The 23,742-nt window shown below is 78.6% G+C and carries 17 protein-coding genes and 1 pseudogene; 10 read left to right on the top strand and 8 right to left on the bottom strand.

Translation table 11 applies throughout. The features are described 5' to 3' along the window. Window positions 1–58: 58 nt before the first annotated feature. Window positions 59–1,006, top strand: coding sequence for a response regulator transcription factor (locus ACFY07_RS04235; RefSeq protein WP_390867284.1), 948 nt, complete (start codon window positions 59–61; stop codon window positions 1,004–1,006). A gap of 72 nt (window positions 1,007–1,078) precedes the next feature. Here the strand turns inward: ACFY07_RS04235 and ACFY07_RS04230 are convergent, their stop codons facing one another. Then, window positions 1,079–1,597, bottom strand: coding sequence for an HD domain-containing protein (locus tag ACFY07_RS04230; RefSeq protein WP_390867283.1), 519 nt, complete (start codon window positions 1,595–1,597; stop codon window positions 1,079–1,081). A gap of 147 nt (window positions 1,598–1,744) precedes the next feature. Here ACFY07_RS04230 and ACFY07_RS04225 point away from each other — a divergent pair, with 147 nt between their 5' ends. Then, a complete protein-coding gene (locus ACFY07_RS04225; RefSeq protein WP_390867282.1) occupies window positions 1,745–2,140 on the top strand; it encodes a VOC family protein in 396 nt (131 codons plus the stop codon). Window positions 2,141–2,370: 230 nt separating this feature from the next. Continuing rightward, a complete protein-coding gene (locus ACFY07_RS04220; RefSeq protein ID WP_390867281.1) occupies window positions 2,371–3,840 on the top strand; it encodes a hydrolase in 1,470 nt (489 codons plus the stop codon). A gap of 108 nt (window positions 3,841–3,948) precedes the next feature. On the opposite strand, the gene ACFY07_RS04215 is transcribed toward ACFY07_RS04220, so the two are convergent. Continuing rightward, window positions 3,949–4,917, bottom strand: a complete 969-nt coding sequence (locus ACFY07_RS04215; RefSeq protein WP_390867280.1) for a hypothetical protein — start codon at window positions 4,915–4,917, stop codon at window positions 3,949–3,951. A gap of 242 nt (window positions 4,918–5,159) precedes the next feature. Then, window positions 5,160–6,296, bottom strand: a complete 1,137-nt coding sequence (locus ACFY07_RS04210; protein WP_374228050.1) for a HoxN/HupN/NixA family nickel/cobalt transporter — start codon at window positions 6,294–6,296, stop codon at window positions 5,160–5,162. Window positions 6,297–6,586: 290 nt separating this feature from the next. Here ACFY07_RS04210 and ACFY07_RS04205 point away from each other — a divergent pair, with 290 nt between their 5' ends. Beyond that, on the top strand, window positions 6,587–9,034 hold the full coding sequence (locus ACFY07_RS04205) for a glycosyltransferase family 39 protein (RefSeq protein ID WP_390867279.1): 2,448 nt from the start codon (window positions 6,587–6,589) through the stop codon (window positions 9,032–9,034). A gap of 239 nt (window positions 9,035–9,273) precedes the next feature. On the opposite strand, the gene ACFY07_RS04200 is transcribed toward ACFY07_RS04205, so the two are convergent. Continuing rightward, complete coding sequence (locus ACFY07_RS04200; RefSeq protein WP_390867278.1) at window positions 9,274–11,286, bottom strand: FUSC family protein; 2,013 nt, start codon at window positions 11,284–11,286, stop codon at window positions 9,274–9,276. A gap of 193 nt (window positions 11,287–11,479) precedes the next feature. Continuing rightward, entirely contained in the window at window positions 11,480–11,947 is a 468-nt protein-coding gene (locus tag ACFY07_RS04195; protein ID WP_390867277.1) for a MarR family winged helix-turn-helix transcriptional regulator, read from the bottom strand. 104 nt (window positions 11,948–12,051) lie between these two features. Between ACFY07_RS04195 and ACFY07_RS04190 the strand changes: the two genes are divergently transcribed. Then, the gene (locus ACFY07_RS04190; RefSeq protein WP_230648086.1) at window positions 12,052–12,837 is read left to right on the top strand and encodes a dioxygenase; all 786 of its coding nucleotides are present in this window, start codon (window positions 12,052–12,054) and stop codon (window positions 12,835–12,837) included. A gap of 196 nt (window positions 12,838–13,033) precedes the next feature. Here the strand turns inward: ACFY07_RS04190 and ACFY07_RS04185 are convergent, their stop codons facing one another. Continuing rightward, the gene (locus tag ACFY07_RS04185; protein ID WP_390867276.1) at window positions 13,034–13,642 is read right to left on the bottom strand and encodes an NTP transferase domain-containing protein; all 609 of its coding nucleotides are present in this window, start codon (window positions 13,640–13,642) and stop codon (window positions 13,034–13,036) included. A 193-nt stretch (window positions 13,643–13,835) separates the two neighbouring features. Between ACFY07_RS04185 and ACFY07_RS04180 the strand changes: the two genes are divergently transcribed. The 5 genes and pseudogenes from ACFY07_RS04180 (at window position 13,836) to ACFY07_RS04160 (ending at window position 18,872) form a co-directional block, all read left to right on the top strand. Then, a complete protein-coding gene (locus ACFY07_RS04180; RefSeq protein WP_390867275.1) occupies window positions 13,836–14,606 on the top strand; it encodes an HNH endonuclease family protein in 771 nt (256 codons plus the stop codon). Between the two features lie 160 nt (window positions 14,607–14,766). Next, complete coding sequence (locus tag ACFY07_RS04175) at window positions 14,767–15,621, top strand: hypothetical protein (RefSeq protein WP_390867274.1); 855 nt, start codon at window positions 14,767–14,769, stop codon at window positions 15,619–15,621. Window positions 15,622–15,844: 223 nt separating this feature from the next. Next, window positions 15,845–16,561 (top strand): annotated as a pseudogene (locus tag ACFY07_RS04170) (hypothetical protein); the annotation flags it as partial. A 251-nt stretch (window positions 16,562–16,812) separates the two neighbouring features. After that, the gene (locus ACFY07_RS04165) at window positions 16,813–17,697 is read left to right on the top strand and encodes an iron-sulfur protein (protein ID WP_390867273.1); all 885 of its coding nucleotides are present in this window, start codon (window positions 16,813–16,815) and stop codon (window positions 17,695–17,697) included. A 71-nt stretch (window positions 17,698–17,768) separates the two neighbouring features. Further along, window positions 17,769–18,872 carry a DUF2637 domain-containing protein gene (locus ACFY07_RS04160; protein ID WP_390867272.1) on the top strand — a complete coding sequence of 368 codons (1,104 nt, stop codon included), beginning with the start codon at window positions 17,769–17,771 and terminating at the stop codon, window positions 18,870–18,872. 131 nt (window positions 18,873–19,003) lie between these two features. On the opposite strand, the gene ACFY07_RS04155 is transcribed toward ACFY07_RS04160, so the two are convergent. After that, entirely contained in the window at window positions 19,004–21,205 is a 2,202-nt protein-coding gene (locus tag ACFY07_RS04155; protein ID WP_390867270.1) for a SpoIIE family protein phosphatase, read from the bottom strand. A 292-nt stretch (window positions 21,206–21,497) separates the two neighbouring features. After that, window positions 21,498–23,522, bottom strand: coding sequence for a SpoIIE family protein phosphatase (locus ACFY07_RS04150; RefSeq protein ID WP_390867269.1), 2,025 nt, complete (start codon window positions 23,520–23,522; stop codon window positions 21,498–21,500). Window positions 23,523–23,742 lie beyond the last annotated feature (220 nt).

Here is a 23,742-nt window from a genome sequence, read left to right as displayed (position 1 = left end):
AGCGTGCGACAGGGGTCCCGCCACCCCCGGACGGGGGTGGCGGCCGGAGAGGGCACCGATGGAGGACGCGGCGGAGCTGCGCACCGCGCTGCTGGGGCTGAGGCGGGCCGGCGGGCTGCCGGTGGCCTTCGCCGCCGTGGCGGCCGGCGGGGGGCGGCTGCGGATCGTGGAGCTCTCCGGCCACACGACGGAGGCGCTGCGCGGGCTGTCGGTGGCGTCCGGCACCGGGCTGGGCGGCAAGGCGGCGGCGCTGACGCGGCCGCAGGCGGTCTCCGACTACCGCACCGCACGCACCATCAGCCACGAGTACGACGGCGCGGTGGCCGCCGAGGGCCTGTGCTCGGTGCTGGCCGTCCCGGTCGTGGTGCGGCGCAGCGTCCGGGCGGTGCTGTACGGGGCGCTGCGGGAGCCGCTGGCCCTGGGCGACCGGAGCCTGGACGCGGCGGTGGGCGCGGCGCGGGAGCTGGAGCAGGCGCTGGCGGTGGGGGACGCGCGGCGCCGGGCCGAGCGGGAGGCCGCGGGGGCGGCGCGCGGGTCCGGGCCGGGGGCGGGCGGGGACGCGGCGGCGCGGCGGGGCGCGGCCGCGTGGGAGGGGGTCAGGGCCGCCCACGGGGAGCTGCGGCTGCTGGCGCAGGAGGTGGCCGACCCGCGGCTGCGGGAGCGGCTGCACGCGGTGTGCGCGCGGCTGGCGGGTGCGTCCGGGGGGCCCGGCGGGTCCCGCGGGCCCGGGGGGCCCGGGGGGCCGCTGCGGGACGGCGCGGGGACCGCGCCCCCGCCGCGGGTGCCGGCCGCGGGGAAGGCGGCACCGCGGCCGCCGCTGTCGCCGCGCGAGCTGGACGTGCTGGCCCAGGTCGCGGCGGGCGCCACCAACGCGGACGCGGCGCGGGCGCTCGGGGTGCGGCCCGAGACCGTGAAGAGCTACCTGCGGTCGGTCATGCGGAAGCTGGACGCCCACACCCGGCTGGGGGCCGTGGTCGCCGCCCGCCGCACGGGGCTGCTGCCCTGAGCCGCCCGGGCGGTGCGGGGTCCGGGCGGTGCTGGTCCGGGCGGTGCCGCGCGGGTCCGGCGGCCGGACCGGTCAGCGGGCTGCGGCGTCCCCCGCGCCCTCCCCGAGCAGCGCCGGGTTGACACGGCGGACGACCGCCTCGACGTCGGCGCGGGGCACCGCGTGCCACAGGATCTCCCGGGCCCGCCCGTACTTGGCGGCCAGCTGCTCGCGCCGTTCGCGGGACAGCCGGCCGGCGCGCTCGGCCAGCGCGTTGTGGGCGTTGTCGGCGATCTTCACCAGAGCGGCGGCGTAGTCGCCCGCGACCCGGCGGACCATCTCCTCGTAGGGGACGGCCGGGTCGTGGGTGAGCCGCTCCACGAGGGCGACGACCGCGGACGGGACGCCCGCGGCCAGCAGGTCGTCCGCCGTGAGGTCGGTGTCCTCCAGGGTGTCGTGCAGCAGTCCGGCCATGGCCAGTCCGGTGCCGAAGGGCGCCACGCCGTGGGCCACCGCGCGGACGTGGGCGACGTAGGGTTCGCCGATCTTGTCGGTCTGGCCGCGGTGGGCGCGCTCGGCGAGGGCGTCGGCGTCGGCGAGGGTGAAGGACACGGGGTGCTCCTGGCGGGCGCGGCGGAGGGCGGGACTGCGGCGTTCCGGGGCTGCGGACGCCCCGGGACGCGGGCGTTCCAGGACTCCAGTGTTCCGCAACGCCGCCGCTGCGCCTTCCCGGGCGCCGCGGACCGTAGGCTCGTGGGCGTGGTCCACGTCCTGAGCAGCCGCGTGCTGCTGCGCCCCGCCGACCCGGAGCGCACCCGCGCCTTCTACCGCGACGACCTGGGGCTGGAGGTGTACCGGGAGTTCGGGACCGGCCCGGAGCGGGGCACGGTCTTCTTCCTCGGCGGCGGGTTCCTGGAGGTCTCCGGACGCCTGGAGCCCGGCGCGCCGCCCGCCTCCCCGGCGGCGCGGCTGTGGCTGCAGGTCGGCGACGTGGCGGCGGCGCACCGGGAGCTGGCCGCGCGCGGGGTGCCGGTGGTGCGGGAGCCGCTGCGCGAGCCCTGGGGGCTGGTGGAGATGTGGATCCGGGACCCGGACGGGACCGACGTCTGCGTGGTGGAGGTGCCGGCGGACCACCCGCTGCGCCACCGCCCGTGAACCCCCGGCCGTGAAGCCCCGCGCGTGAACTCCCGGCCGTGGAACCGGCCGTGAGGCCCCGGCCGGCGGGTGCGCCGGCCCGCCCGGGCACGGCACTCCCTTGACCGTTTGGGCATGAACAGTTCAAGACACCTTTACCTCCGAGGTCTGGCAGCCCGCTTGTCTACGCGCGGATACTCCTTCGCGGGCGTGCCCCCGCGCCCCATCCACTCCCCTCGGAGGAACCGAAGATGACGGGCCCTCGCACCACCCCCCGCCGCCGGACGCTCGGCGCGGCCACCGTCCTGGCCGCCGCCCTGGCGGGCACCGTGCTGCCCGCGACAGCCACCCCCGCGGCCGCCGCGACGACCACCAGGCACCGGGTGCTGTTCGACAACAGCAAGGCGGAGACGGCCGGGAACGCCGACTGGATCATCAGCACCAGCCAGCCCGACCCGCTGGCGCAGAACCCCTCCCCCGGCAGCGAGACCTCCTGGACCGGCGCGCTCTCCTCCTGGGGCGTGGCGCTCCAGAAGACCGGCGCCTACAGCCTGAAGACCCTCCCGTCGGGCTCCACCATCACCTACGGCAACACCTCCAACGCCCTGGACCTGTCGAACTTCGACACCTTCGTCCTGCCGGAGCCCAACATCCGGCTGAGCAGCGCCGAGAAGACCGCCGTGATGAAGTTCGTCCAGAACGGCGGCGGGCTCTTCCTCATCTCGGACCACAACCAGAGCGACCGCAACAACGACGGGTACGACTCCCCCGCCGTCATCAACGACCTGATGACGAGCAACGGCGTCGACAACACCGACCCCTTCGGCTTCTCCGTCGACCTGCTCAACATCACCACCGACAACCCGCGCGCCGTCACCGGTACCGCCGACCCGGTGCTCAACGGCTCCTTCGGGACCGTCACCGGCAGCATCCTGCGCAACGGCACCACCTTCACCCTCAAGCCGGCCGACAACCCCGCCGTCAAGGGCCTGCTCTGGCGCACCGGGTACAGCTCCTCCGGCACCACCGGGGCGTTCTTCGCCACCAGCACCTTCGGCAGCGGCCGGGTGGCGGTGTGGGGCGACAGCTCGCCGGTCGACGACGGCACCGGCCAGTCCGGCAACACCCTCTACGACGGGTGGAACGACCCGGCCGGCACCGACGCCGCGCTCGCCCTCAACGCCACCGAGTGGCTCTCCGGCGCCTCCGGCACGGGCACGGGCGGGGGCGGCACCGGCGGCTGCACGGCGGCCCAGCTGATCGGCAACCCCGGCTTCGAGACCGGCACCGCCGCGCCCTGGACGGCGAGCAGCACCGCGATCGTCAGCAGCAGCAGCAGCAGCGAGCCCGCCCGCACCGGCAGCTGGGACGCCTGGCTGGACGGGTACGGCAGCGCCACCACCGACACCCTCGCGCAGACCGTGTCGGTGCCCGCGGGCTGCACCTCGGCCTCCTTCTCCTTCGGCCTGCACGTCGACACGGCGGAGACCGGCTCCACGGCCTACGACACCCTCAAGGTGCAGGTGGTCAACGGCTCCGGCACGGTGCTCTCCACCCTGGCGACCTACTCCAACGCGAACGCCGCCTCCGGCTACACGGTGAGGAGCTTCGACCTGTCCGCGTACGCCGGGCAAACCGTCACCCTGAGGTTCACCGGCACCGAGGACTCCAGCCTGCAGACGTCGTTCGTGGTGGACGACGCCGCGCTGAACGTCGGCTGAGGTCCGGCGCCGGGCCCCTTCCCGCCCCCGGGCCCCTTCCCGCCCCCGGGTCCCTCCCGGCCGCGCGCCTCCGTCCGGCCCCGCGGCCGGACGGGCGGCGGCCCCGGCTCACGGGGTCGGGAAGGAGCGCGCGTCCAGGCCGGTGGTGCGGGCGTTGCCCCCGGCCACCGGCTGCAGGGTGAGCCGCCAGGTGGTCCAGCGGATCTGCGTGGCCGTCGTGACGGTGGCGAACCGCATCGTGTCGTCGAACCTGCTGAAGCCGCAGTCCCGCGTGAAGCGCCTGGCGGAGCCGTCCCAGTCCCGGCCGCTGGTGAAGTAGACGGCGTACGTGCCGTCCCGCACGCCGCGCACCTTGAAGGTCGAGCCCCTGCGGACGTAGACCGAGTGGACGGTGCGCCCGCCCCTGGCCAGCGAGACCACGGCGTCGCGGCCGCCGCCGTTCTCGATCGTGAGCGAGCCGCGGCCGGTGCGGCTGCCGCTGCGGACGTAGGAGCCCGTCGCCCGGCGCCGGTCCCGGACCGGTCCGGTGCGCGGCGGGCGGTAGGAGGTGCGGTAGCCGGCGTCGGCGAGCCGGCGCAGCGGTCCCGGCAGGGCGCGCAGCCCCGCGGAGGCACCGAGGCCGGCCAGGGCGGCGGAGGCGGTGCAGTAGCGGCCGGCGCCCATGCCGGAGCGGACCGCGTCGATGTCGCCGGCGAGCCGGTCGAGGGCCGCCGCCAGGTCGCGGTGCGGCTGCGCCGCGTCCGCGGGCGGCACGGCGGCGTCCAGTCCCCGGGCGGCGTCGGAGGCGGCCCGGCGGGCGTCGTCGAGCCGGCCGTCCAGGGCCCCGGTGCTGCGGGCGGCGGCCGCCCGCTCCAGGGCCCTCCCCACCGGGTCGACCAGCCCGGCCAGGGTGCGGCCGTACGGGACGGGCTCCGGGCTCGGTGCCGGGTCCGGCGCGGACGCGGCCGGGGCGGACGCCGCGGCCGCGGGCGCGGAGGACCCCTCCGGGGCGCGGCTCCCGCCGGACTCGCACCCCGCCGCCAGAAGCAGCACCGCGGCCGCCGCGGCGACCGTCCGCACACCCGTCGAAGATCCCACCGCATGTCCCCCTCATGCCGTGTGCGGCGGGGCGTCGCGCACCCCGCCGGGCGCCCCCGGACGCCTCCGCCCCAGCATCCCGACCGGGTGCCGCGGGGGTCAACGGGGCGTGCACGGAGCGGTGGGGGGCGCGCACGGGGAGGACGGGGGCTCGGGGAGCTCGGCGGCCCGGCCGCGGGAGTGCGACCGGGCCGTGACGGGCCGGGACCGGGGCCGGGGGTGCGCCCGGGCCCGGACGGGCGTCAGGCCTCCTCGGGGGCTCCCCCGCGCAGTCCGGCGGACCACTTCTCCTCGATCCGGCCGAACCGCCAGACGGCCAGCGCCACCAGCCAGGTCAGGACGAACAGGCCGACGATCGCGTAGCCCACCTGGTTGAGGTCGAGGCCGCCGATCCAGCCGAGCGGGCCGCCGGTGGCCCCGGTCTTCTCCGCGACCAGGCCGGTCAGCTCGATACCGCCGACGACGAAGGCGACGGCGACCGACAGCCCGGTGACGGTGAGGTTGTAGTAGACCTTGCGGACCGGCTGGGAGAAGGCCCACTCGTAGGCGAAGTTCATGAACGAGCCGTCGATCGTGTCGAGCAGGCTCATCCCCGCGGCGAAGAGCACCGGCAGGGTCAGCAGGGCGTACCAGGGCAGCTGGAAGGCGGCCGCGCCGCCGGCCAGCACCAGCAGCGACACCTCGGTGGCGGTGTCGAAGCCCAGGCCGAAGAGCAGGCCCACCGGGTACATGTGCCACGGCTTGGAGACGGTGCGGGTGACCCGGCCCAGGATGCGGTTCATCAGGCCCCGCCTCTCCAGGTGGGCCTCCAGCTCGGCCTCGTCGTAGTCGCCGGAGCGCATGCGGCGGAAGACCTTGAGGATGCCCCCCAGCACGCCCAGGTTGACCAGGGCGAGCAGCATCAGGAAGACGCCGGAGACGGTGGTGCCGATCAGGCCGGTGGTGCGCTGGAGGGCGGAGCCGTCGTCCTCGACCTGGCCGGCCAGGGTGCGCACGCCGAGGGCGAGCAGCGCGCAGAGGCCGAAGACGACGGAGGAGTGCCCGAGCGAGAACCAGAAGCCGACCGAGAGCGGGCGCTGCCCGTCGGACATCAGCTTGCGGGTGGTGTTGTCGATGGCGGCGATGTGGTCGGCGTCGAAGGCGTGCCGCATGCCGAGGGTGTAGGCGGTGAGGCCCATGCCGGCGCCGAAGACGGCCCCGCCGACCCGGTGGTGCTGGGGCTCCACGATCGCGAGCAGGGTGAACCAGCCGACCACGTGGAGCAGGAGCACGAAGCCGCCCATGCCGGCCAGGCGCGTCCACTCGTCCCGGGTGAGGCGGCCGCGCGGCCCGGCGGCGCGGGGTGCGGCGGCTGCGGGGGGTGCGCTGCTGGTCGTCATGGGGGGTCCGTACCTCTTTCCGTACCGGGCGGGGGCGCGGGGCCGTGCGCGACCCGCCCATCGTTCCGCCCCGGGGACATTAATTGCAACCTGTTCGCATCAGCAAACCGGATGCTTCCCGGCGCCGTCCGGTGCCCGTCGGCCCGGGCGGGGCGGGCCCCGCCTCCCTGTCGGCGCGGAACACAGCCGGTTCACAGCCGCGTCTCATGAACGCCTCAGATTCGGCCGGGAGCGTGGGGCCGCGAGGCGCAGTGCCGGCGCCCGCACCCCACCACGACGAGGACCGACCGATGACGACGCACCTGCCCGACCCCGCACCGCCCCAGCCGGGCCCCGTCCCGCTGGTCGCGCCCCCGGCCCCGCTGCCCGACGCCCCGGAGGACGGGGGGACGGCGCAGGCCGGGGGGACGGCCCGGGACCGGACGGCGGGGCCGCCCGCGCCGGGCACGCCGGGCGCGGCCGGCCCGGCGGACGGGCCGCGGGGCCTGCGCGGCCTGCCCGCCCGGCTGTGGCGCGGCCGCCCGGAGGACCCGGCCTGGGCCCGTCCGGCGCTGCTGGCCCTGCTCGCGGCCACCGCCGCCCTCTACGTGGAAAACCTCAGCGCCTCCGGGTGGGCCAACGCCTTCTACTCGGCGGCCGTCCAGGCCGGCAGCGTCAGCTGGAAGGCCTTCTTCTTCGGCTCCTCGGACGCCTCCAACTTCATCACCGTCGACAAGCCGCCCCTGGCCCTGTGGCCGATGGCGCTGTCCGCGCGCCTCCTCGGGCTGAGCTCCTTCAGCGTGCTGCTCCCCCAGGCCCTGATGGGCGTGGCGGCCGTCGGCACCGTGTACGCCTCGGTGCGGCGCACCTCCTCGCCGCGGGCGGGCCTGCTGGCGGGCGCCGTGCTGGCGCTCACCCCGGTCGCGGCGCTGATGTTCCGCTTCAACAACCCCGACGCGCTGCTGGTGCTGCTGCTCGCCCTGGCCGCGTACGCGGTGCAGCGGGCGCAGGAGGCGGCGTCCACCCGCTGGCTGGTGCTCGCCGGGGTGCTGCTGGGCCTCGCCTTCCTCACCAAGACGCTCCAGGCGTTCCTGGTGCTGCCCGCGTTCGCCCTGGTGTACCTGGCGACCGCGCCGACCGGGTGGTGGCGCCGGGTGCGGCAGCTGCTGCTGGCGGGCGCGGCCATGACGGCGGCGGGCGGCTGGTGGGTCGCGGTCGTCGAGCTGCTCCCGGCCTCGTCGCGGCCGTACGTGGGCGGTTCCCAGGACGACAGCTTCCTGTCGCTCACCTTCGGCTACAACGGCTTCGGGCGGCTGACGGGGAACGAGACCGGCAGCGTCGGCGGCGGGTTCCGCGGCGGGGACCTGCCCGGCGCGCCCGGCGGCCGCGGCGGGATGTGGGGCAGCACCGGCGTCACCCGCCTGTTCGACGGCGACATCGGCGGCCAGATCGCCTGGCTGGTGCCCGCGGCCCTGCTGCTGCTCGCCCTCGGCCTGTGGGCGGGCCGCCGGGCCCCGCGCACCGACACGGCCCGCGCCGGACTGCTGGTGTGGGGCGGCTGGCTGCTCTGCACCGGCCTGACCTTCAGCTACATGGGCGGGATCTTCCACCAGTACTACACGGTGGCGCTGGCCCCGGCGGTCGCCGCCCTGGTGGGCATGGGCGCGGACGCCGCGTGGCGGGAGCGGGACCGGACCGTGCCCGCCCTGGCGCTGGCGGCGGCGTCGGCGGTGACGGGCTGGTGGGCGTACGTGCTGCTGGGCCGCAGCGCGGACTTCGTGCCCTGGCTGCGGTACGCGGTCCTGGCCGTCGGTCTGGCCGGGGCGGCGGCGCTGCTGGGGCCGGTGGTGGCGCGGGCGGTCCGGCCGGGAGCGGCGCGGGCGGCGGCGCGGGCGGCGACCGCGGGCGCGGTGGCCGCGGTGGCGGCCGGGGTCGCCGGACCGGCCGCGTACAGCCTGGACACCGTCTCCACGGGGCACAGCGGCTCGATCGTCACGGCGGGTCCGGCCGTCTCCGGCGGCATGGGCGGTCCCGGCGGGCGGCGCGGGCGCGGGGGCTTCCCGGGGTTCCCCGGCGGTGCGGCGCCGCAGGGCGCCGGCGGCTTCGGCGGGCTGCGGGGCGGCGCGGGTGCCGGGCAGGGCGGCACGGGCGGCCCCGGGCCGGGCGGGCTCCCCGCCCTCCCCGGGGCCGAGCAGAACGGCCGGGGCGGGCTGCCCGCGCTCCCCGGCGGCGGGCAGGCCGGACAGGGCGGCACCGGGCAGGGCGGCACCGGACAGGGCGTGACCGGGCAGGGCCGGAACGGCCTTCCCTCCTTCCCGGGCATGCCGGGCCTCCCCGGCGGCGCGGGCCCCGGCGGCGTGCGGGGCGGCGGCGTGCGGGGCGGCATGGGCGGGCTGCTGGAGGGGGCGCGGGTCGGTACGGCGGTCACCGCCCTGCTCAGGCAGGACGCCTCCCGCTACACCTGGGCCGCGGCCGCCGTCGGCTCCCAGAACGCCGCGGGCTACCAGCTGGCGTCCCGGCAGCCCGTGATGGCGGTCGGCGGCTTCAACGGCAGCGACCCGGCGCCGGGCCTGGCGCAGTTCCAGGAGTTCGTGCGGCAGGGCCGGATCCACTGGTTCGTCGCCGGGGGCGTGGGCGGCGGGGGCGGCATGGGCGGCAGCAGCGACTCGTCCCGGATCGCGAGCTGGGTGGAGGCGTCCTTCACCGCCAGGACCGTGGACGGCACCACCCTCTACGACCTCACGCAGCCCAAGGGCTGACGGCCGCGGCACACGCCCGGGGGCCCGCCGCACCGGCGGGCCCCCGGGCGTGCCCGGTGCCGGGCGCCGTACGGCCGGGTCAGGGGCCCGTCCACGCCCGGGCACGGCGTGCCGCGGACCCGGGACGGCGGGGGCCTCCGGCCGCCCCGGCGGCGCAGGGCTCCGTGCGGGGCGCAGGCGGTCCCCCGCACCCCCGGGCCCGGGCCGGTACCGGCGCGGACCGCCCCGGGCCGGCGGGTTCAGGCCGCAGGGGACAGGGCGCGGACCGCGTGCAGCTGGCCCGCGACGTCGGCGAGGGAGGCGCAGCGGGAGCCGAGCAGTACGGGGTCGGGCAGCGCGGGCCCGTCGGGGCGGCGGCGGCGCGCGTCGGCGTCGTCGGCGAGGCGGGCCAGGGCGTCGGCGAGGCTGCGGGCCTCGGCCGCGGGGAGGGGCCGCCCGCCGTGCTCCACCCGGACCGCGCAGGCCGTGGTGGCGTCCACCAGCCGCTCCACGGCGGTGACCGCCGGGGCCCAGTCCGCGGCGGCGACGCCGGCGGGCGGCAGCTCGGCGGCGGCCTGGGAGACGGCGGTGCGGGCCTCGGCGAGCGCCCGGTACGCCGCGCGCCGCAGCCGCAGCCGCTCCTCGCGCGGCCCGTCGGGCGCGTCCACGACCCGCTCGAGGTAGGCCTGGGCGGCGCGCAGGGCGGCGGCCCAGTGCACGGCGACCGCGGTGCGCCGGCCGCCGAGGCGGGGCAGGTGGCCGGCGGCGAGGGCGATGCCGCAGCCGAGCACGGTGTCGACCAGGCGGCTGACGGGGGCGCCCTGGCTGCCGGAGAGCACGGCGAACGCGAGGACGATCGGGGTGAGGGCGGCCGTCTGGAAGGCGAAGTTCCGCCAGGCGACGGGGAGCAGCGCGCCGCAGAGCGCGGCGGCGGCGACCGGTCCGGCGGCGCCGGGCAGCGCGGCGGCCGCGGCGGCGAAGAGGCCGACCCCGGCGGCGGTGCCCAGCAGCCGGTTGACCGACCGGGAGAAGAGGGGGCCGAGATCGGGCTTGACGAGGAAGACCGCGGTGACCGGCAGCCAGTACCACTGGTCGGGCCGCAGGAGCTGGGCGACGGCGGTGCAGGCGCCGGTGCACAGGGCCACCCGCAGGCCGTACTCGCGGCCGAGCGGGCCGAGGGCGCGGCGCACGGCGGGGTGGTCGCGCAGCGGCGGCCGCGGCGGGGCGTCGGCGGTCCGGCCCGGGGTTCCGAAGACCTCGGCGGCGTGCAGCAGGGCCTCGTGCAGGGCGCGCCGCCCGGGGGTGTCGGGGGCCGGGGCGGCCAGCGGGCCGCAGGGGGCGCCGGTGCGGACGGCGCGGGCCAGGCGCAGCGGGGCGTCGGCGGCGTACGCGGGCAGCGGCCGGGCCTCCCAGAGCAGGGTGACGGCGGCCTCGCAGGCGTCGGCGGCGACGGCGAGCTGCGCCCGCAGGCGGCGTTCGGCGGGTGAGGGACGGCCCCGGCGGTGGAGGTCGAGGGCGGCGTGGGCGCGGTCGAGGGCGGCGGTGAGGGTGCGCCGGGCGTCCTCGACCCGGTCGGTGCCGGCGGCGCGCAGGACGCCGCCGAGCGCGTCGAAGGCCGCGGCGACGGCCTCGCGCTCCTCGGCCGCGCGGGCGCGGGCACGGCCGGGCCCGCGGTGCGGCGGGGCGAGCGCGGCGGCGAGGAGCAGCACCCAGCCCGCGCCGCCGGCGAGCATGGCGGCGCCCGTCCAGGGCGGCCCGTGGTGGGGCAGTCCGGCGGCGATCAGGAGGGTGGCCAGCGCCTGGAGCGCCGCCATGGAGGCGACCGGGCCGACGGTGCTGACCGCGCCGGAGAGGTAGGCGGCGACGGCGACGAGGGCGGTGGTCCCCAGGACGGCGGGCACCCCGCCGCCGGGGGCCGCGGCGACGGCGACGAGGGAGCCGAGCAGGAAGGCCACGGCGACGGCGAGGCCCGGGACGCCGATGCGGACGAGCCGGGTGCGGCGGGTGCCGGCGCGGTCGTTGACGGTGGCGAACATGGCGCCGAGGGCGGCGAGCACGCCCTCCGGCACCCGGTGGGCGGCGACGCCTGCGGCGAGCAGCGGCCCGGTGGACAGGGCGCCGCGCAGCAGCGCGCCGCGCGCCCCCGGTCCGGAGGCGATCTGCAGCGGGTGGCGGAGCCATTCGGGGGCGGGGCGGCGGGGGGCAGCGGTGCGGGGGTCCACGGTGCGGGGTGCGGGGGTGCGGGGGGCTGGGCGGCGGGGGGCAGCGGCCACGGGGCGTCCTTGTCGGCCTGCTCGGCGGGCGTGCGGGACGGCGTCGGCCAGCAGCGGGATCGGGTCCCAGTCTACCGGCCTGCTGTTACCGTCCCGTGACATGGGGGTGTCAGGGTCAACGCGGCCGACCGGCCGGCCATTCCCCGGCGGCTCCGGGAGGCGCGCCCCGCCGCCCGTGCCCCCGCCGGGGGCGTCACCCGGCGGCGTCCTCGCGCAGCAGGCGGCCGACGGCGCCGAGCCCGTCGGCGAGGACGGCGAGCTGCTCGCGGGTGAGGCGGTCGACGAGGAGGCGGCGCACCAGGGCGACGTGGCCCGGGGCGGCCGCCCGCAGGGTGCGGCGGCCGTCCTCGGTGAGGACGGCGTGGACGCCGCGGACGTCGGTGGGACAGGAGCGGCGGCGGACGAGTCCGGCCTTCTCCAGCCGGGTGACCTGGTAGGTGAGGCTGCTCTTGGAGGTGAGCACGGCGTCGGCGAGCTCGGTCATGCGCAGTTCGCCGCCGGGCGCCCGCTCCAGGCGGACGAGGATCTCGTACTGGGGGTGGGAGAGCCCCGCCTCGGCCTTGAGCTGCTGCTCGATGCGGCGGTCGAGCAGCGCGCCGACGGAGAGGAACGCCTCCCAGGCCCGCATCTCGTCGGCGTCCAGCCACCGCGTCTCGTCCATGGGGCCATCGTACGCGGTTGTTCACATTCGAACTTCCTTGTAGGGTCGCAGAGTGGTTCAGATTTGAACCACCCTGCCCCGGGGCAGCCAGGGAGGAGCCCGCCATGACCACCGCCGCCGCACCCGACCGGATGCCGGTCCTCTACCTCTCGCACGGCGCCCCGCCGCTCGCCGACGACCCCGTCTGGCCCGGCCAGCTGGCCGCCTGGTCGGCGGACCTGCCCCGGCCGACGGCGGTCCTGGTCGTCTCCGCCCACTGGGAGGAGGCGCCGCTCGCCCTCGGCGCCACCCGCACCCTGCCGCTGGTGTACGACTTCTGGGGCTTCCCCGAGCACTACTACCGGGTGGAGTACGCGGCACCGGGCGCGCCGGAGCTCGCCGAGAGCGTCCGCAAGCTGCTGCGCGCCCCCGGCACACCGGTGCAGGACGTCCCCGACCGGGGGCTGGACCACGGCGCGTACGTGCCGCTGGTCGAGATGTTCCCCGGCGCCGACGTCCCGGTCCTCCAGGTCTCGCTGCCGACCCTGGACCCGCGGCGGCTCATGGAGATCGGGCGGCGGCTCGCCCCGCTGCGCGACCAGGGGGTCCTCATCGTCGGCAGCGGCTTCTTCACCCACAACCTGCGGGCGCTCAGCCGGGACGGGCGCGTCACGGGCGTCATGGCCGAGTTCGACGACTGGGGGCGGCGCGCCCTGGAGGCGGGCGACGTCGACGCCCTGCTCGACTTCGAGCACCGCGCCCCGGCCGGGCGGCTGGCGCACCCGCGCACCGAGCACTTCGCGCCGCTCTTCGTCGCCCTGGGCGCCGGGGCCGACGAACTCGCCTCGCAGCGCACGGTGATCGACGGCTTCTGGATGGGCCTCGCCAAGCGGTCGATCCAGATCGGCTGAGCCGGCCCGGTCGGGCGGGTGGGCCCCGTCGGGCGGGCGGGCCGGGGCCGGCGGGCCGCTGCGGCTCCGGGGCCGGCGGGAGCCCGCCCGCGTCCGGAGCCGCACCCGCACCGGCGCCCGCACCGGCGCCCGGAGCCGCGAGAGCCACGGGTGCGGGCGCGGATGCGACCCGCGGCGGACGGGGCGCGGGCGCCGCTCAGCCGCCCTCCGCCGCCCACCGCGCCCACTGCTCGGGCGTGTCCGCGTCGTCCGGCAGGGCCACGTCCCCGCACTCGACCAGCTCCAGCTCCGCCGCCCGCGCCGCCAGCAGCGCCCGCGCGCCCGCGTCGCCCCGGGCCGCGTCCGCCGCCTCCGCGAAGTACCGGGAGCCGATCAGCACCGGATGGCCGCGCACGCCCCCGTACACCGCCGCCGCCAGGGGGGCGCCCGCACGGTGGGCGGCCAGCAGGCGCGCCACGGCCCGCGCCGTCACCCCCGGGGTGTCCACGAGCGCCACCAGGGCCGCCGGACAGTCCGGCGGCAGCGACGCGAGGCCGGCCCGCAGGGAGGAGCCCATCCCCGCCGCCCAGCCGGGGTTGGCCACCACCGTGCAGCCGGCCAGGTCCGCGGCGGCCGCCACCCGCTCCCGGCCGGCGCCCAGCACCACGTGCACCGGGTCGCAGCCGCCCTCGCGGACCACCGCGGCCGCGTGCTCCACCAGCGGCCGCCCCCGGTACTGCAGCAGCGCCTTGGGCCGGCCGCCGAGCCTCCGCCCGGCACCGGCCGCCAGCACGATCGCCGCCACGCGCGGCCCCTGGTCTCCCACGGCCCCAGCCTGCCGCACGACGGGCCGCACCCGGTACCGGACCGCGCGGCGGGACCGCGGGGCCCGGCGGGGCCGCGGGGCCCGGACTGCGCCCCGGACCGCCCGGGTAGGGGGCACTTGACGGCCCATGACCCGCCTGGTCCCCTGGGCACCCCGTCCATCCGTCCGCCCGTCCCACCAGCCGGAGAGCCCCGTGCGCAAGAGCCGCCCCGTCATATCCGCGACCACCGTGCTCCTGCTCGCCCTCACCGGCTGCTCCTCGGCCACCCTGGGCGGCGGCACCCCGCCGGCCCCCCTCCCGGACCGGTCCGGCGACGGCGCGGCCGCCTCCGGCCCCGGTACCGACCCGCTGGACAACCCCGACGGCACCCGCCCCGGCCTCGGGCCCGTGCCCCCGCAGGACCGCGCCCGGGCGCGGGAGCTCATCGCCCGGGTCCGCACGGCGGGCAAGGGGCCGAGGACGGGGTACTCGCGGGAGCGGTTCGGCTACGCCTGGACCGACGCCGTCGACGACGTGCCGCTGGCCCGCAACGGCTGCGACACCCGCAACGACCTGCTGGCCCGCGACGGCCGCGACCTGCGGCACCGGTCCGGCTCGAAGTGCGTCGTCACCGCGATGACGCTGTACGACCCGTACACCGGGAAGACCCTGAAGTGGACCAAGCAGCACGCCTCCGAGGTCCAGATCGACCACGTCATGCCCCTGTCGTACGACTGGCAGATGGGCGCGGCGCACTGGGACGCGGCCGAGCGCGAGCGGATCGCCAACGACCCGCTCAACCTGCTGCCGGCCGACGGCTCGCAGAACTCGCAGAAGCGGGACTACGGCCCGGCGTCCTGGCTGCCGCCGAACAAGGCGGTGCGCTGCGCCTACGTGGTGCGGTTCGCCCAGGTGTCGCTGAAGTACGCCCTGCCGGTGACCGCCCCCGACAAGCGGGTGATGCTCGCCCAGTGCGGCGGCTGACGCGGCCGCCGGGCCGGCGCCCCGCAGGACGGGGCGGGGCCGGGCGACCCTGAGAGACCCCTGAGGATCGGCGCAAGTGCTGCCGCGGGGGAGGCGGATCGGGGACCATGGGGACGAGCCCCAGCCCCGAGCCGATCGGACGGTGCGCACGATGTCCGGAATGCCGCCCCCCGACGAGCCCGCGGCACGCGGGGCCGAGGCCCCGCGGTGCGGCGGCGGGCCGGTCCGCTGCCCGGCGTGCCGGCGCGAGCACCTGTACCGGCCGCCGGCACTTCCCTGCCCGTGCGGCGCCTCGCTGAGGATGCCGCTGCTGCGCGGCGGGGCGCCGGTCCAGGTGCGCTTCCGGTCCTGGGAGGACTCCTGGCTGTCCCTGCGGTGCCCCCGGTGCGGGCGGTCCGAGCAGTGGCCGCAGCCGGAGTTCACCTGCCACTGCGGCGCCACCGTGCGGCTGCCGGTGGACCGCACGCTCCGGGAGGAGGCCGTGCACCCCGGCGTGCACCCCGGCGCACAGCCGCACACCGCGCCCCCGATCGCCCCGACGGCACCCGCCGCCCCGGCCGGACCGCGGGGAGGCCCGCCGGAGACGGCGGGAGCCGCCCGCCCGGGCACGGCGCCCCCGCGCCCGGGCATGCCCTTCCGGCCGCACCCGGTGCGGACCCGGCAGGACGCGGTGACGGCGGCGGCGCGCTTCCTGGAGTGGCTCGGGTTCGGCGGTCTGGAGGCGTCCGCCGCACCGGAGGGGGACGGCGTCCGCCTGCTGGGCCCCGGGCTGGTGGCGCAGGTGGAGGCGTGGAGCGGGCCGGCGGACCTGCGGGCGGTGGAGTGCCTGTGGCTGGCGACCCTCCATGCGGAGGAGTCGGCGACGGTCCTGTTCACCCTCCCGGGTTGTCCGCGTGAGGCCGTGGTGCGGGCCGAACAGCTGCTGGTGGCCCTCTTCCTCCTCGACCCGTCCGGGGTGCCGGAGCCCCTCAACGGCGCGGCACGGACGCTGGTGCGCACCGGATCCACCTCCTGAGCGGGGGGCACGCACCCGCCGGCCGGTCCGATCCGGTGTCAGGAAACAGGCGGTGCACGTGATCTGGCGCACAAGCGCGTCCGCATGCTGAAATTCCGCAACGGCGGTCCCGGTGCCGGACACCGCGCACGAGGAGGTGGCGTTGCCGGAGCACGAAGCAGCACCGGTCGGCCCGTGGCGCTCGCGCGCACCCGCACCCGCACCCGCCGCCGCGGACGACGCGGTGTGGCGGCTGCGGTCGCGCGCCTGCTGGGCGGAGGCGGCGGAACTGCTGGCGCCGCTGGCCGGCCGGGACCCCTGGGCGGCGCTGCGGCGGGCCGAGCTCCTGATCGAGCAGTGCCTCTACACGGCCGACGGCTGGGAGGAGGCGGAGGCGGCCCTGCGGCAGGCCGAGGCCGCCGCCCGCAGTCCCGAGCAGCGGGCGGCGGCGGCGTGCGAACGGGGCTTCCTGGCCTACGTGGCGACCCTGCTGGGGGTGCGGGACCGGGCCGACGAGGCGAAGGCCGCCCTCGGGCGCACCTCGGCGATGCTCTCCCCGGACGCGCCGGGCCGGCCGCTGCTGGACTTCCGGCGCGGGCTGGTCGCCGAGAACCTGCAGCACGACCTGGCGGCGGCCCGCACCGCCTACCTGCGGGCCCAGGCGGGCGCGGAGGAGCGGGGCGACGACCTGCTCCGCTCCCACACCTGCCGCCACCTGGCCGGACTGGCGCTGGCCGAGGGGGACCGGGCGGCGGCCCGGGAGGGTTTCACCGCCTCCCTGCGGCTGCGGGAGCAGCTGGGCTTCACCGTGGGGGTGGCGCCGGCGCTGGCGTCGCTGGCCGACGCGTCCGAGCCGGTCGAGGCGGCGCGGCTGCGGGCGGAGGCCGCGCGCCTGGTGGGGGCGCTGGGCGGGGTGCCGGTGTGGCTGGCGGGCCGGCTGGCGGAACCGGCGCCACCGGCGGGCCGGCCGTCCCCCGCAGGGCGCCCGACGCTCGCGGGACGGCTCCCCGGGCCGGGGCTGCCGGGCGCGGGCCGGAGCGGCACGGGACAGAGCGGCACGGGACAGAGCGGCACAGGGCGGAACGGCATCCGGCGGACCGGCGCAGGGCGCGACGGCGGCGGGCGGGGCGCGGGGGCAACCGGCGGCGAGGTCGGCTAAGGTAAGCCTTACCTGCTCAGCCGTTGCCCCTCCGACCGACAGGTCCCCCGCGCATGCACGCCGCCGGCAGCACCCTCCCCGCCCCGTCCGCCGCACCGCCCGCCTCCGCCGGCCCCTCCCCCGCCCGGCGCGGCCCGGACCCGCAGCCCTGCGCCGACGCCTACGCCCGCCTGGCCCGGGTCTTCCCCGGCCTGCGCGCGGAGGTCGCCGCGCCGCGCTCGGGCGGCGGCTGGACCACCGGGGCCGACCTGGCGGGCGACCCGGGCGTGCTGCGCCGCACGGTCGAGGCCGAGACGCGGTGCGGACCGGAGCGGTACGGCGGGCCGCTGCGCCCCGACGTCGCGGCGGGCTTCGCCCTGCACCGCTACGCCTGGCCCGCCTGCCTGCTCTTCAGCCTCCCCTGGTTCCTGGAGCGCAGGGTCCCCCGGCTGTCCCCCGCCGCGGTGTCGGTCCACCGGGCGGCGGGCCGGGCGACGGCGGCCGTGGACTCCTTCGCCTGCCTGCCCGGCGACCCGGCGGCCGGCCTGCCCGGTGCCCGGACGGTCGCCGGCGCGGCGGAGCTGCGGGCCGAGCTGCTGGCGGCGGTCGCGGCGCACCTGGAACCGGTGCTGGCCGCCTTCCGCCCGCTGCTGCGCCGCGGACCGCGCACCCTGTGGGCGACGGCCACCGACGAGCTCGTCGAGGGGCTCTGGTACGCGGGAAGCCTGCTCGGGGAGGAGGAGCGGGCCGCGGCGGAGCTGTCCGCGCTGCTGCCGGGCGGCACCGCGCCGTTCGCCGGGGGCGCGGACTTCCGGCTGCTGGACCAGGGGCCCGGACGGGCCCCGATGCGGACCAGGACGCGGGTGAGCTGCTGCCTCCACTACACGGTCCGCCCGGAGGCGGCCTGCTTCGGCTGCCCGCGCGGCCGCGGAGGCGGGGAAACGGGCTGCGGGTCCTAAATCACTCGCATTGGTGTATTGAACGCCGAATCAGCCGTACGGCCCCGTACCGTCCGCCAGGATGGTCCGCCATGAGACTCTCCGACATCCCTCCGGGCTGGGCCGCGGGCGGCGTGGCGGCCCTGGTGGCCGCCGGCGTGCTGCTCGCCCTCCTGCGCGGCCGCGGCGAACACCGCCGGTCCGACACCGACTCCTGGGAGCGCAGCGAGGAGCGCCGGCGGCGCAAGGAGATGGTGTACGGGATCGCCTCGTACGCCCTGCTGTTCTGCTGTGCGGCGGTGGCCGCGGCGCTCTCCTTCCACGGGCTGGTCGGCTTCGGCGTGCAGAACCTCAACCTGTCCGGCGGCTGGGAGTACCTGGTGCCGTTCGGGCTGGACGGCGCCGCGATGTTCTGCTCGGTGCTGGCGGTCCGCGAGGCCAGCCACGGCGACGCGGCGTTCGGCTCCCGGCTGCTGGTGTGGCTCTTCGCCTTCGCCTCGGCCTGGTTCAACTGGGTCCACGCCCCGCGCGGCGGCGGCCACGACGGCGCCCCCCAGTTCTTCTCCGGCATGTCCGTCTCGGCCGCGATCCTCTTCGACCGGGCGCTGAAGCAGACCCGCAAGGCCGCCCTGCGCGAGCAGGGCCTGGTACCGCGCCCGCTGCCCCAGATCCGCACGGTCCGCTGGCTGCGGGCCCCCCGCGAGACCTACGCCGCCTGGTCGCTGATGCTGCTGGAGGGCGTGCGCAGCCTGGACGAGGCCGTCGAGGAGGTCCGCGACGAGCGGCGGGAGCGGGCGGCCGCCCGGGAGCGGCAGCGGCTCGCCGAACGGCGCGAGCGCGCCGAGATCCGGGCGCTCAGCCGGGCGCACGGCGGCTGGGTGCGGCCGCGCGGCCCGCGCGGCGCCGTTCCGGTGCTGCAGGCGGCGGGCGAGCAGGGCGGGTACGACCAGCGCGGCGCGGAGCCTGCCATAGCCGCCTCCGGGAGCACGGGAGCGGCGGCGGCCGGCGACGGCGGCACGGGCGCCGGGCGGAGCACGGAGGCGGGGGCAGGGGCGGGCTCCGGGCGGCCCGGGACGGCGGCGGCCCCGGACGGCGACCGAGTGTACGACCTCAGCGCGGAGGACGACACGCTGACCCTGCCGCGGCTCGACTCGCTGGAGGAGAAGCTCCGCAGCCTGGAGCAGCAGCTCGGCTGAGCGGCCCCTGCAGTCCGGCGTGCCGGGCCTGCGCCGGTCCCCCCGCCGCAGGCCCGGCAGGGGGCGGGCCGGGGCGGGGGCCCGAGGAGTGCCGTCGGCCCGGGTGACGGGCGTGTCCGGTGCCCGCGGCCTCAGTCGGCCGTGGTGCCGAGCTCGAACCACATCCGCTTGCCGCTGCCGCGCGGCTCGACCCCCCAGGAGTCGGCCAGCGCCTCCACGAGCATCAGCCCCCGGCCCGACGACGCCTGTTCGCCGGGGGTGCGGCGGGTGGGCCACCGGTCGGAGTCGTCCTCGACCTCCAGCCGGAAGCGGACCGGGCCGTCCCCGTCCCGGTACAGCCGGGCGGTGACCATGGCGTCCCGGTCGGTGTGCACCAGGGCGTTGGTGACCAGCTCGGAGGCGAGCAGCTCCGCGGTGTCGGCCAGGTCCCCGACCCCCCAGCGGGTCACCGCGGCGCGGATCTCGCCCCGCAGCTCGGCGATCCGCGCCAGGTCCGCCTGGCCGATGCGGCGGCGCAGCCGCTGCTGCGGCAGACCGCCCTCCGGCCCGTCCCAGCGCATCAGCAGCAGCGCGATGTCGTCCTCGCGCTCCGCCGAGTCGACGGCGTCGGCGGCGATCCGGTCGGCGAGCGCCTCCAGCGGGTCGGTGCCGTCGGCGACGTCCGGCAGCGGGCCGCCGAGCACCCGGCGCAGCCGCTCCATGCCCTCGTCCAGGTCGACGGTGCGCGCCTCGACCAGGCCGTCGGTGGTGAGCACCACGACCTCGCCGGGGTCCAGGGTGAAGCGGGTGACCTGGTACTCCTCCTCCGGCGAGATGCCCAGCGGCAGCCCGCCGGCCACCGGCTGCACCGCGGTCGAGCCGTCGGTGCGGCGCACCACCGGGTCCAGGTGGCCCGCACGCACCGCGTAGACGACGCCGTGCTCGACGTTGACCTCGGCGTAGGTGCAGGTCGCGAAGTGGCCGGTGTCCAGGTCGGCGAGGAAGCGGGAGGCGCGGGCCATCACCGCCGCGGGCGGGTGCCCCTCGGCCGCGTAGGCCCGCAGGGCGATGCGCAGCTGGCCCATGACGCCGGCGGCGTGGACGTCGTGGCCCTGCACGTCCCCTATCACCAGCCCCACGTGGCCGCCGGGCAGCGGCACCACGTCGTACCAGTCGCCGCCGATCTGCAGGCCGGTGCCGGCCGGCAGGTAGCGGACGGCGGTGGTGGTGCCGGGCACGGGCGGCACCCGGCGCGGCAGCATCACCCGCTGCAGGCCGGAGGCGAGCTCGTGCTCGGCGTCGTGCAGGCGGGCACGCGCCAGGGACTGGCCGACGAGGCCGCCCAGGGTGGACAGCAGGGTGCGGTCGTCCCCGCCGAGGTCCCGGTCGTCGTCGAAGCTGACCAGGCAGACCCCGATCGGCCGGCTGCCCGCGATGAGCGGCAGGAACGCCCAGGAGCGGCGGCCCAGCACGCTGACGCGGGGCCAGGCCTCGGGGTACCGCCGCCGGTACTCCTCGGGGCTGGCCAGGAAGACCGGGGTGCGGGTGCGGACGGCGTCCGAGGCCGGGTGCCGGGGGTCCAGCGGGGTGCGGTCGTAGGGCTGGAGGGACTCCGGGCGGTAGCCGGTGGCGCCGAGGATCTGCAGGCGGCCGTTCTCCAGGGAGGCGAGGACGAGGCCGTCCGGCGGCCGTCCGGGCAGCGGGAGCTCGGTGAAGACGCGGGCGACGTCGCGGACGGTGACCGCCTCGGAGAGGGCGCGGGCCGCCTCCTTGATGAAGCGGGTGCGCTCCTCGCGCACCACCGCCATCCGGTCGGCCCTGGTCCGCTTGTGGAGTTCGGCGGTGGCGTCCCAGACGAAGCCGACCATGCGGGAGGCACGGCCCTGGGCGTCGGCGAGCACCCGGCCGCGGAAGCGCACCGCGTGCATCTCGCCGCCGGGGAAGACGGTGCGGTAGTAGGCGCCGCACTGGCCCAGCTCGGCGACGGCGCGCTCGACGCGGCGCCGCACCACGGGGGCGTCCTCGGGGTGGAGCAGGGCGAGGAACGCCTCGGAGCTGCGGTCGAAGCGGTCCGGGTCCAGTCCGAGGATGCGGCAGGCGCGGAGGTCGCCCTCCAGGACGTCGCTGCGGATGTCCCAGTCGAAGGAGCCGATGCCGTTGGCGGCCATCGCCGGCTCCAGCCACTCCGGCGCGGAGTCGGCGGCCGGTGTGGGGACGCCGCGCGCCGCGGCGGCGAGGTGGGCGCCGCGCAGGGCCCGCTCGCGCTCCCCCCGTTCACGCTCGCGCGCGCTCTGCTCCGGCGGACGGAACGGCGGGCGGCGGGTGGGCCCCTGAGGCTTGGGCTCGGTCGCCATGCTTCTCCTGCCGCTCCCGGTCACCGCGGCCCGGGCGGGACCGCACACATTCTCCCCATCCTCCCGGATGTTCGCCCGCGCGGCAATGCCGGTCGTCTGCGAACCGGCGACGGGCGCGGCGGGCGCGCTCCGGAGCACCATCCGAGGCTAACCCAGGGCGGGGGGCGGCCGTCGGGCCCCGGGCGCCGGACCCGAGCCGGACGCCGGACCCGGGCGCCGGACCCGAGCCGGACGCCGGACCCGGGCGCCGGACCCGAGCCGGACGCGGTGCCGGGCTCGGGCCGGGCCGGGCTCAGGGCCGGACGAGTTCGAACCAGGTGGCCTTGCCGTCCCCGCGCGGCTGGACGCCCCAGTCGTCGGCGAGGGCCTGGACGAGCAGGAGGCCGCGTCCGGAGGCGGCGTGCTCGCCCGGGGTCCGGGCACGAGGGCGCTGCGCGGCGCCGTCGCGGACCTCGACCCGCAGGCGGGTGCCGTGCGGCGGGGTGCGGCCGGGAGTGCCGCCCGCCGGGGTGACCAGGGTGGCGGCGAGCACCGCGCCGTGGTCGGTGTGGACGAGGGCGTTGGTGACCAGTTCGGAGACGAGCAGCTCCGCGGTGTCGGCCAGGTCGCCGACACCCCAGCGGTGGAGCGCGGCCCGCAGCTGGCGGCGGACCCTGCCGACGGCGACCAGGTCGGCGGGGTCGACGGCGCGGCGCAGGCGGCGGCGGAGCACGTGGCCGGGAGGGGCGTCCCAGCGGGCGAGGAGGAGGCCCGGGCCGTCGGGGCCGCCGTGCCGGCGGCGGAGGAGGGCGGCGGCGCCGTCGGCGAGGGCGTCGAGGTCGTCGGCGGGGGCCGCGGCCAGGTGCGCGCACAGGGCGCGGGCGTCGCCGCCGGGACCGCTCTCCTCCTGCTGCCCGTCCCCCTCCGGGTGCGGGTCCGGATCCCGTCGGCGGTCCGGAGGGGACGGGTGGGGCGGGCCGGGCGGGCGGGGCGGGCGGGGCGGGTAGGACGGGCGGCGTGGGCGGGACTCCGTGGCGGCGTCGGTGCGGAGCAGCAGGACGGCACCGGGCTCCAGGTCGAGACGGGTGACGGGGTGGCCGTCCTCGGGGTCGACGCCGAGCGGGGGGCCGCCCTCGACGTCGGGCCGGTCGCAGTCGCCGTGCGGGCCCCGGACGAGCGGTCCGCGGTGGCCGGCCCGGACGACCTCGGCGGTTCCGGCGAGGGTGTCCAGGTCGACGTAGGTGCAGCCGGCGGAGATGCCGCTGCCGAGGCCGGCGAGGAAGCGGGAGGCGCGGGAGACGACGGCGGCGGGGTCGTGCCCCTCGGCGGCGTAGGCGCGCAGGGCGGCGCGGAGCTGGCCCGTCACGGCGGCCGCGTGCGCACCGCGGCCCCGGACGCGGCCGACGACGAGGCCGAGGTGGGCGCCCGGCAGCGGGATGGCGTCGTACCAGTCGCCGCCGGTCCCGGCGCGGCCGGAGGCGGCGGCAGGGCGCGCGGCGACGGTGACGCCGGGGACGGGGGCGGACGGCACGGAGCGGGGCGCCGCGGCGTGCCGCAGCCACACGGCGAGGTCCTCCTCGGCGGTGACGTCGCGCACGGTGCCGACGATGCGGGCGGCCCCGCCGCCGGGGTCGGACAGTGCACGGCCGTGGGCGGCGAGCCTGCGGTCCGGCCCGTCGGGGCGGCCGACGCGGAACCGTGCACGGCAGGGGCCGCAGGCGGCCGCGGCCGCCCGTACGGCGGCGTCGAGCAGGGGCAGGTCGCCGGGGTCGAGGCGGCGGCGCAGCAGGTCCGCCCGGCCTTCGAGGACGCCGGCGGGGAGGCCGAGGAGGAGGCGGGTCGGCTCGTCCCAGACGAGGCGGCCGCTGCGGAGGTCCCAGTCGAAGGTGCCGGTGCCGGGGTCCCCGTCGAAGATGCCGGGGCCGGAGCCGGTGCTGGTGCCGAGGGCGGTGGCGGGGGCGGGGACGGTGCCGGTGCCGGGGGCGGGGGCGAGGGCGGGGCGTGCCGGCTCCCGTCGCGCCGACGGGGGCGGGGGCGCTTCGGCGGGGCGGTCCGGCGTCACCGAGTGGTCCGGCACGGAGGGGCCGCCCGGTACGGAGGGGCCGGGGCCGGGCCGGGAGCCGGCCTCGGCCCCGGATGCGGACCGGGGGCGGGAGCCGGTGTCGGGCGGCCGGGGCTCGGAGACCGGGAGCCCCGGGGGGCCGAGGGCCGGCCGCTCCGGGGCCGGCGGGTCCGCGGGGGTCGGGGGCACGGGGGCAGGGGGCACGGGGTCGCCGCCGGCGAGGGCGTCGCCCGCGGGGGCGCTGCGCTGCCGCGGGAGACGCGGGTGACCGTCCATCACTTCTGCTCCGCCCTTCGCAGACGATCCGGCCCTCACCTCCCCCCGTCCCGTCGCGACGGGTTTCCGGAGGCGTGGATTCCGGACACGGGGGCCGCCCACCGCATCCGCATGCGTCATGCCCGCGCAAAGCAGGGCGCACTCCGGCCCGTCTCCCCGCCCCCGTCTCCCCGCGCCCATCCGCCGCCCCCTCCCGCACGCGGAGTCCTCGGGACACCTC

It is taken from the genome of Streptomyces sp. NPDC001380, from assembly GCF_042895785.1.
Lineage (GTDB): Bacteria > Actinomycetota > Actinomycetes > Streptomycetales > Streptomycetaceae > Peterkaempfera.
The sequence above is the reverse complement of the archived record's forward strand: the minus strand, read 5'-3'. Positions and strand labels throughout refer to the sequence as shown.